A 15,564-nucleotide genomic window follows, 5' to 3' on the forward strand; every position below is an offset into this window, starting at 1 on the left:
ACCAACTAGCTAATGCGCCGCGGGCCCATCTGTAAGTGACAGCTTACGCCGCCTTTTAAACTTCTTATTATGCAATAAAAAGTATTATCCGGTATTAGCTCACGTTTCCGCGAGTTATCCCAGTCTTACAGGTAGGTTGCCCACGTGTTACTCACCCGTCCGCCGCTCTTTCCACTACTTTCATCCCCGAAGGGATGAAAGTAGTTTCCAGCGCTCGACTTGCATGTATTAGGCACGCCGCCAGCGTTCGTCCTGAGCCAAGATCAAACTCTCCAAAAAAGTTTGTTCAAATTGACACCAATCAATTTGAAGTTCTTAGCTTTTCAGAAGTATTACCTTCTGTTTTTAAAAGAAAAACGAGTTTCTTTTTTTCTTGACATACTGGTTGTTTTGTTCAGTTTTCAAAGAGCAAATTTATTACTCGCTTCGTAACAGCGACTTTCATAATATATCATATTCAACATCTGAATGTCAACTATTAATTTTTAATTAATTGTCGTTAATTGAAAATGTCTTTCAGAAGCGACAATGACTACTTTATCACGGTCACCTTATTAATGTCAACACATTTTTTTACAAATTAATTATATCCAGTTAAAAGTCCCTTAAAATTACGTCTAGGAAAAACGGACAGTACATCACCTCACTACCAACACGCAATGAAATGATACTGTCCGTACTATAACAAAAGCTAAAAATCACTTATTTTGTATTTCCTATGAAACACCCCAACACCTTTCGTTTCTTCCAACACTGGTAATATAATCTCTTTTTCTTCTAAATAAGAAATGATTACAGAAAGATCAAGTGTATATGGTTCCACAAAAGGATTCATTTTTAATTCAGCATATGACCAGGGTTCATCTTTTGTTCGCATAATACTAAGCAGATGTTCAGCAGATACTTCTGCCCTATGATTGATTACATAGTCCATCGCCAATATCATTAATTGGATTTTTTTCTCCATTTCTTCACTACTATCGATAAACTCTTCATATAACTTATAAATTTCTATATCTATATTTTTAACTTGATTCCAAACGGTCACTTCGGGATAGTAACCTTTCTCTACTACTGCGAGTCTTGCTAAGTAGTGTAAAGAATAAAATACCTTACTATTCGCATCTTTATAATTCTTGGATGCAAATAATGCTTTTGCTTCGTTATAGCTTTTTACTAACTTACCAAATTCAATGGCTTTTCTAAGATTTCTTTTTTGAAGAGGAAAATCTCTTAATTTATCCTTCAAATTACTGATATATTCATTTCTGTCGTAGACGACTCTCCCATTAATTACCCATTCTACCGCTCTTCTGGAAGAGCTTGTATCAATCCATTCCATTAACGTACTTTCTTTAACAATGTGCATTGCCGCTGTTTCACTAGCACTTTCATAATGTTTTACAAACCATTCTTGTTCCGCTTCTTTGACAATAATAAGTAGAATGATATCGAAATTATCTGTTAGAGGACTATTTGGATTTGTCTTTTCCATCATTAAAATACCCAATGTATTCGGATCACTTGCACGCTCTTGATAAATTGGCCTTAAGAAATTCTCCATCTCAACTTCCTCCATCTTTCTAAAATTACCTTTACATCAAAACAACCAGTATATTTTATCACCAAAATTCGACAAAATTAATATCTATTAATATATTTCGTTATAAATAGGTGAAATCCTTTTTTGCCAGAGAATAATGTTTAAACTTTATTCTTCTGAGGTTCCGATTATTGCACACCGTAAAGATTTGCATAAGTACAACTAAGACATTCGTCCAAAAGCTTGATGAACGCTAAGCTTTCTAAAAACGAAATATTTCAAAGAATATGCTATACTACTAGTGATATAAAGGAGGAAGATCATGGCTGAACCGAGATTAGTCTATTCAAGCAAAATCAATAAAATACGATCCTTTGCTCTTATTCTTATATTTGTAGGGATTCTTTTTATGTATGGGGGCATTTTACTGAAAAAGGTAGAATGGTTAATGTTAATCTTATTTGCTTTAGGTGTATTAGCAATTGTATTTAGTTTAGTTGTATATGTTTGGATTGGTACCTTATCACTCCGGTCTGTACCAGTTGTTTGTCCGAATTGTAACAAACCAACAAAAATGCTAGGTCGTGTCGATGCTTGCATGCATTGTAAACAGCCGCTAACTTTAGATAAAAATTTAGAGGGTTTGGATTTTGATGAGAAATACAATTCCAAACGATACAAAAAGAAAAATTAACAAAAGCTATCGCCAATTTAATAGGCGATAGCTTTTGTTTTCCTTCTTAATGTTTAGTTACTATCTTGCATTCATCACATGTACCATAAACTTCTAATCGGTGATGACTTACATCAAATCCAGTTACTTTTTCAGCTAAAGATTCCACTTCATCTAAGGATGGGTAGTGAAAATCGACTATTTTACCACATTTATTGCAAATAATATGGTAATGATTAGATGTATTACAATCAAATCGACTAGATGAATCTCCATAGGTCAGTTCACGAACTAGTCCCACCTCACGCAATACCCTTAGATTATTATATACAGTAGCAACACTCATATTTGGAAACTTACCTTCAAGTGCCTTGTATATTTCATCTGCGGTTGGGTGAATCATGGCATTTAATAAATATTCAAGTACTGCATGACGTTGCGGAGTGATACGGACGCCTGATTTCTTTAAAGTATCAATTGCTTGTCGTAATCGTTCTTCAGACACAGTCATCCACCTCACTTTCGAATCTTTATAATGTATTCTAATAATATTATTAAATTATAATCTTTATAATTAGTTTACATTCTCACATGGTATTCTGTCAATATAAGTACTCTACCCACTAAATAGTATTTCTTTTCTACTATCATTATTCCCTTTTTCATTAGACATCTATCTTCAAAACTCGTTCACCACAAGTCAGGATATTTACTACCATCTTAATACCCTCTTGTTAAATCGATTTGATTAACATAACTATCCTCATTTCTACGATGGATTTGTAAGTTTTCCTCAAATATATCCAAAGCTCGATGGACATATTCCGGGGAGAGACCTGATAAATGTGGTGTTAATGTAATATTTTCTTCCGTCCAAAACGGATGTCCTTTTGGTAATGGTTCTTCTTTCACTACATCTAATATAGCGTGACCTATTTCCCCTTCTCGTATTGCTTTCAATAAATCTTCCTCTATTACAGCATCACCACGCCCCATATTTAAGAAGACAACATGATTTGACATTGCTTTAAATTGCTCATATTTAAAAATATCTTTCGTCTCCACCGTGCGAGGTAACACAGATATAACAAAATCAGCCTGAGATAGGACCTGGTTTAACTCACTAATTTTATAGTTTTCATCAAAGTGCTCTACTTTTTTACCACTTCTAGAAACTCCTATTGTATGCATTTGAAATGCTTTACCAAGTCGAGCAACTTCGCTCCCAATCGCACCAGCCCCAACAACAATCATTGTTTTTCCAGTTATTTCTCTTAAGTTTACAGCATCTTTATCCCATACTTGATTCTCTTCATTTTTGATGAGGGGCTTTTCTTGACGATAAACTTGCAAAAGCATAGATATTGCATATTCAGACATTTGAATCTTATGTATGCCCCGTACGTTTGTAACGAATATTCCTCTTTTTTTGATGCTTTCAAATGGTAAATTATCCACCCCAGCAGAAAGCACGTGAATCCATTTTAAATTCACTGCTTTCCTAATAAATTCTTCATTAATATCACTAGCATAAGTCACATACACTTCCGTATCTTGAATATACGTATTCACTTCATCAATCGTATCGCAATAAATAAAATTTTCTTCAGGGAATTTTTCATTTAATTTATTTTGATACTGATCCGCAAGCTTTCTAGAAAAAACAATCATTACTATTCCTCCCACCTTTTTTCTATTCCTTATTATTTTACTTAAATATAATGAATATTGGGAGTTATAGCAATCTCAATTTTAATCAGTCGTTAATTTATCCATTATATAAAAAAAGATGGAGCGTTAATATTTACACACTCCATCTTGCCTATCATATATTAATGTAAGTTCTCCTTAACATAGGTCAAAGCATCTTCCACATGCCCTGCGACTTTCACCTTACGATACTCTTTTTGTAGAATGCCTTCTTTATCAATGATAAATGTTGAGCGTTCCACACCGTAATATTCTTTGCCAAAGTTCTTTTTCAATTTCCATACATCGAATTCGTCTGCTAGCTTATGTTCTTCGTCTGCCAACAACTCAAATGGTAGATCATGTTTATCGATGAATTTTTGATGTCGCTCAGCTGGGTCTGGACTCACGCCAAGAATTACAGCATTTAATTTCCCGAAACTCTCATGTTGGTCACGAAAATCACAAGCCTGAGTCGTACAACCAGGCGTCATATCTTTTGGATAAAAATATAATACAACATTTTTCCCACGAAAGTCCGATAAACTAATTTGTTCACCATTTTGATTAGGTAATGTAAAGTCTTTTACTACCTTTCCTACTTCAACTGCCATTCCGTATCCCTCCAACCTAGTTTTCTATCATCACTATAACATAACGTAAGATTGCTTTCACTTATCTCTACTTCGCTCACCAGATTGGAATAACTTCATCACAAAAGCTGTCGGTAATACATAACCAAGTAATGCCTCAATAATCGCAAGCAACCGTCCAATACCAATAGGCGAAATATCACCGTAACCAATTGTAAGTAAAGTTACACCACTAAAATAAATGGAATGAATAATAGAACCAATCATCGTAGGTTGTCGTAACTCTCCATATTCTACTAAAATAATCCCCTGAAAAGATAGAATAAAATAAATCATTCCAAACCCGAGTATAACAATCACGTAAATGACTAGTAGTGCCATAAATAATTCACTAGAAAAACGACTGTCCCTTAATTCAAATTTAACATGGACTTGCCTTCCACTAATAAACCCCATTATACTTTTTGCTAACACATAACAAATCAAAATAAATATAATCCAAGGAATTAAAAACATAACCCCTACTCCTTTTAAAACATATCTATCACATATATATGCACAGATAAAGAAAGGCTTGTCTATTTTATTTTTTAATATCGTTTTCGTTCCATCTACTAAATCTGAAGGTACATCCATCGTCTTATCTAACTTTTTTTGGTATAGTAAAGTTTGGAATTAGTTTAGGGAGGAAACGCGATGCAATTCACAAAATCAGAACAACTACATAAAGAAGCACTAGAACATATTGTAGGTGGGGTTAACTCTCCATCCCGCTCCTATAAAGCAGTTGGCGGCGGTTCTCCAGTCTACATGGAACGTGGACAAGGTGCATATTTCTATGACGTAGACGGAAATAAATATATTGATTACTTAGCGGCGTATGGTCCAATCATTACTGGACACGCACACCCACATATTGCAAAAGCCATTTCTAACGCTGCATCAAATGGGGTATTATTCGGTACCCCAACACAATTGGAAAATAAATTTGCTAAAATGCTAAAACAAGCTATTCCTTCATTAGAAAAAGTGCGTTTTAATAATTCAGGTACAGAATCTGTCATGACAACCATCCGCGTTGCTCGAGCATATACTGGACGTACGAAAGTTTTAAAATTCGCTGGTTGTTATCATGGTCACTTCGATGCAGTACTAGTTGAAGCTGGTTCCGGCCCTTCTACATTAGGAACTCCAGATTCTGCCGGCGTTCCAGTTTCAACAGCGGAAGATGTAATTACCGTTCCATTTAATGACTTAGATTCTATGAAGAATGCTCTAGATAAATGGGGTAACGAAATTGCTGCAGTACTAGTAGAACCAATCGTTGGAAACTTTGGTATCGTAGAGCCACATGAGGGATTTTTACAAGAGGTCAATAATTTAGCACACAAAGCCGGTGCACTTGTTATTTACGATGAAGTAATTACGGCATTCCGCTTTACTTATGGCAGTGCACAACAGTTGTACGGTGTCGAGCCAGACTTAACAGCTATGGGTAAAATCATTGGTGGGGGACTTCCAATCGGAGCTTATGGTGGTCGTAAAGAAATCATGGAACAGGTTGCACCACTTGGCCCAGCATATCAAGCTGGAACCATGTCGGGAAACCCGGCTTCCATGGCATCTGGAATTGCTTGCTTAGAAGTTCTTAGTGCAGAAGGTGTTTATGAAAAATTAGATCAACTTGGGGAACGATTAGAAAAAGGTATTCTCGAAAAAGCCAAAGAACACGGTACCCATATTACCGTTAATCGACTAAAAGGAGCACTAACTGTTTATTTTGGAATAGATCAAGTTACCAATTATGCTGAGGCTCAAGCAAGTGATGGAGAAGCATTCGGACGATTCTTCAAACTGATGTTAAATGAAGGAATTAACCTCGCTCCATCGAAATATGAAGCATGGTTCTTAACTACCGAGCATACAGAAGAGGATATTGACCAAACGATTGAAGCAGTTGGTCGTGCGTTTGCACAGATGTAATATAACACTCTCAACCAATCATATAATAAAAAATAAACATTTTAAAAGGCGGTTCAAATACGAACCGCCTTTTATTAATCATTATCCAAATGCTGTACTTGATATAAATTATAGTAACTTCCTTGTTGTTCCATCAATTCATCATGTGACCCAATTTCCACAATCTCTCCATTTTCAATAACAACAATGCGATCAGCATGAGTGATTGTTGCTAAACGGTGTGCAACAATAAATGTTGTTCTGTCAGAAGCTAATTTTTCCATTGTCTCCTGGATGAGATGTTCACTTTCTAAATCTAATGCAGAAGTCGCTTCATCAAAAATGAGGATAGGTGGATTCTTTAAGAATACCCGCGCAATAGCAACACGCTGCTTTTGTCCACCAGATAACTTAACGCCACGTTCTCCTACAAGTGTGTCGTAACCTCGAGGAAGATTCATAATAAATTCATGAGCATTAGCCGCCTTTGCTGCAGCAATGACTTCTTCATCAGTTGCGTTAGGGTTTCCCATACGAATATTAACCGCAATAGATTCACTAAATAGAATATTATCTTGCAGCACCATTCCAATATTATTTCTTAATGAACGCGCATTGACATCACGAACATCCATACCATCTACTTTAATCGAACCCTCAGTCACATCATAAAATCGAGGTATCAAACTAACAATAGTAGATTTTCCTCCACCACTCATTCCAACAAAAGCAATGGTCTCCCCTTTTCGCACGTTAAGAGATACATTTTTCAAAACACGATTTTCTTCTTCATCATACTGAAAAGATACGTTTTCGATATCAATATTTCCTTCCACTCTTCCCAGTTTTCTTGCATTTTCTTTATCTTTAATATCATATTTTTCATTCATCAATTCCATCACGCGATCAATCGATGCAATTGCTTGAACAAGCTGTGTAGATGAATTCATTAATCTTCTTAAAGGACTGTATACTCTTTCCAAATATCCTATAAATGCCACTAATGTCCCAACACTAATATTTCCTACAATAACTTGATAACCACCAAATGCAACAACTAAAAGTGGCGCCAAATCGGTAATCGTATTCGTCACAGCAAAAGTTTTAGCATTCCAATCAACATGCTTCATAGCCCGATTTAGGAATTCATCATTTCTTTTTCCAAATTGCCCTTGTTCATATTCTTCTAGAGCAAAGCTACGAATAACCGGGATCCCCTGTACTCTCTCGTGCAAATGACCTTGCACTTCAGCTAGTGCTTGTGATCTATCACGGGTTAATTGTCGTAATTTCCCGTAAAAATATTTAATCGAAAAACCAAATAAAGGGAATAAAATAATCGATACAATGGTCATCCCAATATCCATTGTCATCATAATTCCAATTGCTATTACAATAGTAATAAGGTCTAACCAAACATTCATTAACCCCGTTACTACGAAAATCTTCGTTTGTTCGACATCATTTATCACCCGGGAAATAACTTCCCCGGTTTTTGTCTTAGAATAGTATTTTAAACTCAGTTTTTGTATGTGGTCAAACAGCTTATCCCTTATATCGTAAAGGATTCTATTCCCCACCCACTGACCAAAATATTGTCGAAAATATTCAATTGGCGGCCTTACAATAAGGAAAATCAAGAAAGCTCCCCCCATAAGCCACGCTAATTCTGTCATTTTTTCGGCATTTGTCATGTCCTGTGGGGTAATAATATCATCGACAACATATTTTAATATTAATGGCATTAATAGGGGGATTCCAAATTTAATAATTCCTATAATAATTGTCCAAAATATTTTCCAGATATAAGGTTTTACATATTCCATATATTGTCTTACAGGACTCATGTTTTCAAACTTCCTTTTGCATCTTATTTTTTAGAAGAGGCCGAGACAAAAGTATTTTAATCTAGCAAAATCCAAACATGATTGGAGCGAATAATCGCTCCGGAAATATCCTTCGCTTAGATAGCGCATTGTTCTTCTTTAAAGTTAAACACTTTAGTTACGTCCCAGCTTTTTAGGCAAATTCTATAGTTACACTAATGAGAGCATAAATAGAAAAACCTTGTTACCTTATGTAACAAGGAATTTTATTAACCACTAGATGAATGGCCAATATCTAGCGAAACACACACATTCAGTTAGATTTTTCAACTGAACACATTAAGACGTGGTTACCGATACGTTAAAAATCTTTCATACCAATTATCAATAAAATCTGGTGAGAAAGGACCTTTCCTCTGTCGTACCCATCTTAGTAAGTCCTCCATGTTATTTCGCAATATTTGATCTAATACTTCCGGATAATTCATTAGTCTCTTATGTTCCTCGTATTCATCTTCATCTAGAAGATCATACGTCATATCGGGATACACTTTTACATCTAAATCATAATCGATATACTTTAGTCCTTCATCATCATAGACAAACGGAGAGCTTATATTGCAGTAATAGTATATTCCGTCATTCCGAATCATTCCGATTATATTAAACCAATATTTAGCATGGAAGTAACAAATAGCTGGCTCCCTAGTAATCCAAGACCTTCCATCACTTTCAATGACAGGTGTTTTATCATTGGCCCCAATTACAACCAATTCATTTCCTTTTAAAACTAACGTATTCTGCCAAACTCTATGTAGTTGCCCATTGTGTTTATAGCTTTGAATTTTCATTTTGGACCCTGCATTAGGAGCAACCATAGTATCTCCCTTTCTAATTTCCAATAATCCTTGCATACATTATATAGATAAAAGAAATAAAGATAAAGTATTACGACTATACAATAGGAAAAGAGTACTCTACATAGAATAGAGCACTCTTTTATGTTTAGTACGAAAGTTATTTTTTGTTTTGTTGAGACTTTTGGTTTTGCTTTCTTACTTCTTGTGCATTTGTTTCAGAAGCAAATTCTGTACCATATTGTCCATAACCTTGCTCAGCTTGTTGATTTTGTTTTCTAACTTCCTGAGCATTTGTTTCAGAAGCAAACTCTGTACCATATTGTCCATAACCTTGCTCAGCCTGTTTGTTTTGCTTTCTTACTTCTTGTGCATTTGTTTCAGAAGCAAATTCTGTACCATATTGTCCATAACCTTGCTCAGCTTGTTGGTTTTGTTGTCTTACTTCTTGAACGTTTGTACCAGCAACTGTCTTTTTAGGATTTTTAGCCATTGATATCACCTCCGCACTAATTAATTTGTCCAGGAATTCTTTTGTTATCCATTTAATTTTTTTAAATATTTATGGTGCGCATTCAACCTCTGATAACCATCATTGGAAAGAAGTCCCGCGGTAATTTAAACCGATTATACACACATTATTATTGATCGGAATCTTTATTAGGAGGAAAAAACATGGATACTTTTAGAGATTTTTCCGAGCTAACAATGATGAGTAAGAAAAAGTGGAAAGATGAAGAGTTAGACTACTACCAACAAGCTCTATCCCAAGTTTTACCATATATTAATTCAGAAGGACTATCCAAATTACATGAGATAAATGAAGAATTGTATAGCAGAAATTTAAAATAATCAAGACGGTGGTTTAACAATTTGTTCTAAAACTTTGGGTTTTATTAAATGTGCTTAGAGAGAAATTCTCTAAGCACCAACCCAACAATCTAACAAATACCATTGCTTGGATGAAGTCCCAAACCCGGTAACAAATAGATTTGATTAATTACAGGTATTCAGATTAAAGTGTTGAATTCCACATCAAAAGTGAAACTGTCAAATGCATATTGTCTAGAAAAGGGTGTTACGGAAAAAGCAAAGAAATTACTCATAAAAAGATAGAAGTTAAACCAAACGGTAGAGGGAAAAAGTGGTAGCTTGCTTACTTTTCTTCTACTTGTATCATAATTTTCGTTACATAATTGTCTTCCCCGCTTACACTTACCTCATCAATTACATACTCTTCAAAACTATCACCACAAATACGATACCCTTCCTTACTCAAATATTTTTTCATTTTTCTATAGGTTTCTTGAATCGTCAAATAACTTCCTTTATGGTAGCCAACCACATATATTCCGGATTTTTTGATAAAAGGTTGTACTAAACCAGGTTGATCCACACGCATATAAAAATGCGAATAATTCCAATAATCTTCCGCCTCGATTTGCTCTTGAAGAATCAAGCCACCAATAGGGTAGCCAATATCAAGTTCTTCTTTCTTTGTATATTTAATAAATGACATAACCGACTTCGTAAATTCATTATCGGAGCAGTTTAAAATATTTTTACTTAATACATAGTATTCTGTTTCCATCATTTCAATTGTAAACCAATCAAAATTCAACCGTAATGCCTCTTCAATTTGCCTTTTTTTGTTTTGTATAATTTGCTGTGTACGCTGCATTTTCACAATTTTCTTTTCCATCATTTCTTCTTTTTCCGTTAGTAATTCGATGGTTTCCTCTGGGGTCTTGAAATGCAAAAAGTCTTTAATTTCTGCTAAAACCATACCAATTTCTTTTAGCATTTCAATCACGCTAAAAACCTCTGCTTGTTGAACAGAATAATAGCGATACCCATTTTCGTTTTTATATTCTGGTTTTAAAAGACCGATATCATCATAATGAAAAAGGGTTTGCTTTTTCACACCACATAAATCTGCAAATTCTCCAGTCGTAAATAGCTTTTTGGTAGACTCCAATTTTTCACCTCTTCACTCTTGACTATACGGTAACCGGATACTTTATTATCATAGCATAGAAAGGTCGAAAAGCGCTGAACGGAGCATAGACATCAAAGAATGTAAACTTGAGGTGGTATTTTATGGAAAATAATCATTTAATGATGCAAACGATAGAGCCCCATAAACTATTTATGAAGTATTTAATCCCTTCCTTATTCGGAATGATGTTAATGGCAATCAATATTTTAATTGATGGTCTATTCGTCAGTCATGGGATTGGAGAAAAAGGGCTAGCGGGGGTTAACATTGCAGTGCCGATTTATTCGGTCATTTTATCCGTTTCTTTGTGGATTGGTATGGGGGGTGCCACGTTATATTCAATTGCACTTGGTCAAAGCAATCAACATCGTGCGAAAGAAATATTTACACATTCGATTATTCTTGCTGTTGCGACGACAGGATTGATTATAGTATTCTGTCTATTATTTGAGGAACCACTTGCTTATTTATTCGGGGCAAACGATTCAATTATTTCATATGTTGATGGTTATCTTCACATTATCCTTTTATTTGGTCTTGTCTTTGTGCTTGAAAATATTTTAAGTATTTTTATCCGAAACGACGGAAATCCTACGCTTGCGATGGCAGGATTAATTGTAACATCTGTCGTGAATATTATTTTAAATTATCTTTTCATCTTTATTTTCCATTGGGGGGTGAAAGGGGCCGCTTATGCAACAGTAATTGGTACCTTCTTAGGAATTCTTGTTTTACTTACACACTATTCAAAGAGGAAAAAACAGTTAGGGTTCGTCCATACGAAACTTGATTTTTCTATACTTGGGAACATTTTCTCTATTGGTTTTCCGAGTTTTATCGTGGAAGGATCAACCGCGATGATGATGGTTACATTTAATATAACATTTAGCCATTATGTCGGAGAAACTGGGGTCGTAGCCTACGCGGTCGTCAACTATATGCATACGGTGTTTCTTATGCTTTTTATCGGAATTGGAGCAGCCCTTCAACCTATTACAAGTTACCATTACGGTGCGAAACTCTATCAACGTTTGAAACAATTTATCCGGATTGCGCTCATCACGGGATTTGGTCTGGGAGTAGCTGTATTTATTATTGGGCTTGTTGGAAAAGGCGTTATTATTAATTTATTCGGGATTGAAATTCCGGAAATTATTGATTATACGAAGATAGGGATTGTATCCTTTTTTGTGGGGTATCTGTTTTTAGGGATCAATATGGTCTTTGCGGAATACTATCAATCCATTAAAAAAACCCGCATTGCTACTTGGATTATCTTAAGTCGTAGCTTAATCTTATTCATCCCTTTACTTTGGATTTTACCAAAATTCTTCGGTCCCAATACGATTTGGCTTGTTTTTCCAGCCGCCGAGGGGTTAACGGTACTTACTATTTATCTAGCATTAAAATTCAAAAGGATAGAACTTATTCCAATAGAGATGACAGAGTTGTCCAAAAAGTTAGGATAAGTGATAAATAATAAGGTTAGTGGAAATATGTTGAATTATATTTGTTTAGCAGTTTACCCTTCAGGTTCCGGACATTATTAAAATTGAACTTTTATTATGGATATCCGGAATCCTTATAAAAGTGACTTTCCCATACTGATTCAAGCAATCAAGAGGGTATTTTTTTAACCCTCTTTCTTACTATTTTCCGATTACCCTGAATTATTAAATCCACTATAAGAATTTCATCATTTTCTGGTGAGACACGGGAAATGGGAATTCTTCAATTTCTTCTTTTGAAACGAATCTTAATCGAAAATCTTCCACTTTCTCATTATTAGTTACCGCATCATATATATCTAAATCCCATTTAATATGTGAAAAAACATGAGTTAGATTATCTATTTTACCCTTCACCTGAACACTAATTCCATATTCCTTTTGCACCCATTCAGCAACACCCTCTAGTCCCACATCTTTCAACGAAATCATTGGAAATTGCCATAGATTTGCTAATAACCCTTCATCTGGTCGCTTCTCAATCAAATATTCATCCTTATTATTTTTAATTAATAACACCATGTAGGAATGTGTTTTTTGCTTTTTAGCCTTCTTCTTTATTGGCAATTCCTCCTGTACCCCCTCCGCGAAGGCCCGACAGTACTCTTGAACTGGACAAAATAAACAAGCCGGTGATTTAGGAGTACAAATGGTTGCCCCTAAATCCATGATTGCCTGATTAAAGGAAGATGGATCTTCTTTTGAAATAACTTCCCGAACTAACTCCTCAAACTTGTTTCTCGTTTTTACTTGAGCAATATCGTCTTCTATTTTAAATACGCGAGAAAAAACACGCATGACATTACCGTCCACTGCCGGTTCTGGCTGGTCGAATGCGATGGACAGTATTGCCCCTTTTGTATATGGACCAATCCCTTTTAATGAACCTAATTCTTTAGGGGTATCGGGAACTTTTCCATCGTATGTTTCTACAACTTCCTTCACCGCCGACTGTAAATTCCTTGCACGCGAATAATAACCTAGCCCTTCCCATGTTTTTAGAACTTCTTGTTCATCCGCTTTCGCCAAATCATACACTGTTGGATATTTCTCCATAAACTGATGAAAATATGGAATAACTGTATCTACTTTAGTTTGTTGAAGCATAATTTCTGAAACCCATACTTTATAAGGGTCTTGATCTTGGCGCCAAGGCAAATCCCGTTTATTTTCGTAATACCAGTCAAGTAAATCATACTGGAATCCAAAACTGTTAAAGTTTTTTAAAATTTGTGTTATCATATTGACACTTCCTTTATGGTACAATAAAAAATATAATAATAATTTTCAATGAGGTAAAAATACATATAGTGAATGAGCTTTTTCACGAGAGGAGGGTTTTGGAACATGGATACTGCAACACATATAGTAATGGGAATTTCATTAGGTGGTTTAGCAACAATCGATCCAGTAGTTCATAATGATCCAACCCTATTTTATGCTGTTTTAACTGGCACAATCATTGGTTCGCATGCCCCTGATTTTGATACCGTATTTAAATTAAAGAACAATGCGACGTATATTCGTCATCATCGCGGAGCATCTCACTCTCTCCTCGCTATCATACTTTGGGGATTCATCGTGTCAGGATTAATTTATATGTTTGTTCCGGAGGTTAGCTATCTTCATCTCTGGTTTTGGACAGCTCTAGCTGTTATTATTCACGTATTCGTTGATTTGTTTAATGCATACGGAACCCAGGCATTCCGGCCTTTCTCGAACAAATGGATTGCACTTGGATTTATTAATACATTCGATCCTTACCTTTTCTTAATTCACTTAGGCGGAATTGGTGCATGGATGTTAGGTGCACACCCTGGATATACATGGGTATCCATTTATACCGTAATTGTTTTATATTACATCAAACGCTACATGGATAAAAGGGAAATTGTTAAAGAAATTAAAAATTATATACCAGATACAATCGAGATTGCCACATCTCCCACATTAAAGCAAAATTTCTGGCGTGTCGCTATTACAACGGAAGATAAGTTTTATGTGGCTACTGTTGAAAATGGGCATATCGAAATTGTAGATGAATTCAATAAAATTCCGTTACCTAATTCACCAATTATTGAAAAAGCATTTGAAGATAAAAATGTCGCGTCATTTTTAAATTTCTCACCTGTTTACCGTTGGGAAATTAATGAATTCGATCATTATACAGAGGTTCGCTTTATTGATTTGCGTTATCGTTCGAAAGAATATTATCCATTTGTTGCAATCGTGCAAATTGATCGTAACATGGAAATCATGAGTTCCTATACAGGTTGGATATTTTCAGAACATAAATTACGCAATAAACTTGTTATTGAAGATAACCTTATCTAATGAAAAAGACCAATTTCAGAGACTGGAATTGGTCTTTTTACATTAATCTATCACTTTTTTTCCAAGTAATGAAATTGGAATTGCTTCTTCTTTTTCATAAACTTCTCTTAGCAAGTTTACTCGATGGCCCCACGCAAAAACTCCATTAACATAATTGATTTTAAATGTAAATCCTGAATCCATTTTCAACTCATATTCTTCATTTGAATTAAAGTCATCGGGATTCATCGTATAGGCAAGCGCAACTTGCATTTTTCTTTCATTTATTTGTACTTCCGATATATTTCCTAACTGCTCTGCCTTTTGAGCCTTTTCCTTCAATTTTCCTATTTCTTTATATAATTCTTCAACCGAGTAATCACTGTATCTATAATTCATTGTTCTTCCCCCCTACACCTAATTTTACACTTGTTTAAGAAAATTGAAAGTGAAACTTGAGTGCTCATCCACAGGTTTTCCCATCACGCTCGGGCACTCATCAACCGCATGAGTGACCATCCAACGAAAATCTCATCGCGCTCGGGCACTCATCTACCGCATGAGTGACCATTAACTGGAAATTCCTTCTCGCATCGTAACT

Annotated in this window: 16 protein-coding genes and 1 rRNA gene; 5 read left to right on the forward strand and 12 right to left on the reverse strand. The window is 35.2% G+C overall.

Features of this window, described 5'->3' with window-relative positions:
- Together A9178_RS17625 and A9178_RS17630 are read right to left on the reverse strand one after the other, a co-directional pair.
- Positions 1-279 (reverse strand): 16S ribosomal RNA (locus tag A9178_RS17625); the annotation flags it as partial.
- Between the two features lie 412 nt (positions 280-691).
- The gene (locus A9178_RS17630) at positions 692-1,564 is read right to left on the reverse strand and encodes a nucleotidyltransferase-like protein (RefSeq protein ID WP_068677626.1); all 873 of its coding nucleotides are present in this window, start codon (positions 1,562-1,564) and stop codon (positions 692-694) included.
- A gap of 301 nt (positions 1,565-1,865) precedes the next feature.
- Here A9178_RS17630 and A9178_RS17635 point away from each other — a divergent pair, with 301 nt between their 5' ends.
- Positions 1,866-2,237, forward strand: a complete 372-nt coding sequence (locus A9178_RS17635) for a YgzB family protein (protein ID WP_068677628.1) — start codon at positions 1,866-1,868, stop codon at positions 2,235-2,237.
- 46 nt (positions 2,238-2,283) lie between these two features.
- Here A9178_RS17635 and perR read toward each other — a convergent pair whose 3' ends face one another.
- The 4 genes from perR to A9178_RS17655 all read right to left on the reverse strand — a co-directional run bounded on the left by perR (position 2,284) and on the right by A9178_RS17655 (position 5,134).
- Positions 2,284-2,727: a peroxide-responsive transcriptional repressor PerR gene (perR, locus tag A9178_RS17640; RefSeq protein WP_068677630.1), complete on the reverse strand. Its 444-nt coding sequence runs from the start codon at positions 2,725-2,727 to the stop codon at positions 2,284-2,286.
- Positions 2,728-2,936: 209 nt separating this feature from the next.
- Positions 2,937-3,887 carry a D-2-hydroxyacid dehydrogenase gene (locus A9178_RS17645; protein ID WP_068677632.1) on the reverse strand — a complete coding sequence of 317 codons (951 nt, stop codon included), beginning with the start codon at positions 3,885-3,887 and terminating at the stop codon, positions 2,937-2,939.
- A 161-nt stretch (positions 3,888-4,048) separates the two neighbouring features.
- Complete coding sequence (gene bcp / locus A9178_RS17650; protein ID WP_068677634.1) at positions 4,049-4,519, reverse strand: thioredoxin-dependent thiol peroxidase; 471 nt, start codon at positions 4,517-4,519, stop codon at positions 4,049-4,051.
- Positions 4,520-4,576: 57 nt separating this feature from the next.
- Positions 4,577-5,134 carry a potassium channel family protein gene (locus A9178_RS17655; protein ID WP_231889885.1) on the reverse strand — a complete coding sequence of 186 codons (558 nt, stop codon included), beginning with the start codon at positions 5,132-5,134 and terminating at the stop codon, positions 4,577-4,579.
- A gap of 60 nt (positions 5,135-5,194) precedes the next feature.
- Between A9178_RS17655 and A9178_RS17660 the strand changes: the two genes are divergently transcribed.
- Positions 5,195-6,481 (forward strand): glutamate-1-semialdehyde 2,1-aminomutase, encoded by a 1,287-nt coding sequence (locus tag A9178_RS17660; protein WP_068677638.1) that lies wholly within the window; start codon positions 5,195-5,197, stop codon positions 6,479-6,481.
- A gap of 74 nt (positions 6,482-6,555) precedes the next feature.
- On the opposite strand, the gene A9178_RS17665 is transcribed toward A9178_RS17660, so the two are convergent.
- From A9178_RS17665 to A9178_RS17675, 3 genes are all read right to left on the reverse strand, one after another.
- Complete coding sequence (locus tag A9178_RS17665; RefSeq protein WP_068677640.1) at positions 6,556-8,307, reverse strand: ABC transporter ATP-binding protein; 1,752 nt, start codon at positions 8,305-8,307, stop codon at positions 6,556-6,558.
- A 329-nt stretch (positions 8,308-8,636) separates the two neighbouring features.
- Positions 8,637-9,164: a nucleoside tri-diphosphate phosphatase gene (gene ntdP / locus A9178_RS17670; protein ID WP_068677642.1), complete on the reverse strand. Its 528-nt coding sequence runs from the start codon at positions 9,162-9,164 to the stop codon at positions 8,637-8,639.
- A gap of 139 nt (positions 9,165-9,303) precedes the next feature.
- The gene (locus tag A9178_RS17675; protein WP_068677643.1) at positions 9,304-9,636 is read right to left on the reverse strand and encodes a gamma-type small acid-soluble spore protein; all 333 of its coding nucleotides are present in this window, start codon (positions 9,634-9,636) and stop codon (positions 9,304-9,306) included.
- 182 nt (positions 9,637-9,818) lie between these two features.
- Between A9178_RS17675 and A9178_RS19245 the strand changes: the two genes are divergently transcribed.
- Positions 9,819-9,995, forward strand: coding sequence for a hypothetical protein (locus A9178_RS19245; RefSeq protein WP_197482218.1), 177 nt, complete (start codon positions 9,819-9,821; stop codon positions 9,993-9,995).
- 304 nt (positions 9,996-10,299) lie between these two features.
- Here the strand turns inward: A9178_RS19245 and A9178_RS17680 are convergent, their stop codons facing one another.
- Entirely contained in the window at positions 10,300-11,121 is an 822-nt protein-coding gene (locus tag A9178_RS17680) for a MerR family transcriptional regulator (protein ID WP_068677645.1), read from the reverse strand.
- Positions 11,122-11,243: 122 nt separating this feature from the next.
- Between A9178_RS17680 and A9178_RS17685 the strand changes: the two genes are divergently transcribed.
- Positions 11,244-12,611 (forward strand): MATE family efflux transporter, encoded by a 1,368-nt coding sequence (locus tag A9178_RS17685; protein WP_156520803.1) that lies wholly within the window; start codon positions 11,244-11,246, stop codon positions 12,609-12,611.
- 213 nt (positions 12,612-12,824) lie between these two features.
- Here the strand turns inward: A9178_RS17685 and mutY are convergent, their stop codons facing one another.
- The gene (gene mutY, locus A9178_RS17690) at positions 12,825-13,892 is read right to left on the reverse strand and encodes an A/G-specific adenine glycosylase (protein ID WP_068677647.1); all 1,068 of its coding nucleotides are present in this window, start codon (positions 13,890-13,892) and stop codon (positions 12,825-12,827) included.
- Positions 13,893-13,997: 105 nt separating this feature from the next.
- On the opposite strand from mutY, the gene A9178_RS17695 reads away from it, so the two are divergent.
- The gene (locus tag A9178_RS17695) at positions 13,998-14,984 is read left to right on the forward strand and encodes a metal-dependent hydrolase (protein ID WP_068677649.1); all 987 of its coding nucleotides are present in this window, start codon (positions 13,998-14,000) and stop codon (positions 14,982-14,984) included.
- A 42-nt stretch (positions 14,985-15,026) separates the two neighbouring features.
- On the opposite strand, the gene A9178_RS17700 is transcribed toward A9178_RS17695, so the two are convergent.
- On the reverse strand, positions 15,027-15,362 hold the full coding sequence (locus A9178_RS17700) for a YfhH family protein (protein ID WP_068677651.1): 336 nt from the start codon (positions 15,360-15,362) through the stop codon (positions 15,027-15,029).
- Positions 15,363-15,564 lie beyond the last annotated feature (202 nt).

Origin of the sequence: Oceanobacillus sp. Castelsardo, from assembly GCF_001659985.1 — a bacterium.
Classification (GTDB): domain Bacteria; phylum Bacillota; class Bacilli; order Bacillales; family Amphibacillaceae; genus Oceanobacillus.

Coding starts and splice junctions, on each gene's coding strand:
- A9178_RS17685 (WP_156520803.1), top strand. CDS start 11,244: ATGGAAAATAATCATTTAATGATGCAAACGATAGAGCCCCATAAACTA.
- A9178_RS17675 (WP_068677643.1), bottom strand. CDS start 9,636: ATGGCTAAAAATCCTAAAAAGACAGTTGCTGGTACAAACGTTCAAGAA.
- A9178_RS17630 (WP_068677626.1), bottom strand. CDS start 1,564: ATGGAGAATTTCTTAAGGCCAATTTATCAAGAGCGTGCAAGTGATCCG.
- A9178_RS17660 (WP_068677638.1), top strand. CDS start 5,195: ATGCAATTCACAAAATCAGAACAACTACATAAAGAAGCACTAGAACAT.
- A9178_RS19245 (WP_197482218.1), top strand. CDS start 9,819: ATGGATACTTTTAGAGATTTTTCCGAGCTAACAATGATGAGTAAGAAA.
- mutY (WP_068677647.1), bottom strand. CDS start 13,892: ATGATAACACAAATTTTAAAAAACTTTAACAGTTTTGGATTCCAGTAT.
- A9178_RS17645 (WP_068677632.1), bottom strand. CDS start 3,887: ATGATTGTTTTTTCTAGAAAGCTTGCGGATCAGTATCAAAATAAATTA.
- A9178_RS17700 (WP_068677651.1), bottom strand. CDS start 15,362: ATGAATTATAGATACAGTGATTACTCGGTTGAAGAATTATATAAAGAA.
- A9178_RS17635 (WP_068677628.1), top strand. CDS start 1,866: ATGGCTGAACCGAGATTAGTCTATTCAAGCAAAATCAATAAAATACGA.
- perR (WP_068677630.1), bottom strand. CDS start 2,727: ATGACTGTGTCTGAAGAACGATTACGACAAGCAATTGATACTTTAAAG.
- A9178_RS17655 (WP_231889885.1), bottom strand. CDS start 5,134: ATGGATGTACCTTCAGATTTAGTAGATGGAACGAAAACGATATTAAAA.
- bcp (WP_068677634.1), bottom strand. CDS start 4,519: ATGGCAGTTGAAGTAGGAAAGGTAGTAAAAGACTTTACATTACCTAAT.
- A9178_RS17695 (WP_068677649.1), top strand. CDS start 13,998: ATGGATACTGCAACACATATAGTAATGGGAATTTCATTAGGTGGTTTA.
- A9178_RS17665 (WP_068677640.1), bottom strand. CDS start 8,307: ATGAGTCCTGTAAGACAATATATGGAATATGTAAAACCTTATATCTGG.
- ntdP (WP_068677642.1), bottom strand. CDS start 9,164: ATGGTTGCTCCTAATGCAGGGTCCAAAATGAAAATTCAAAGCTATAAA.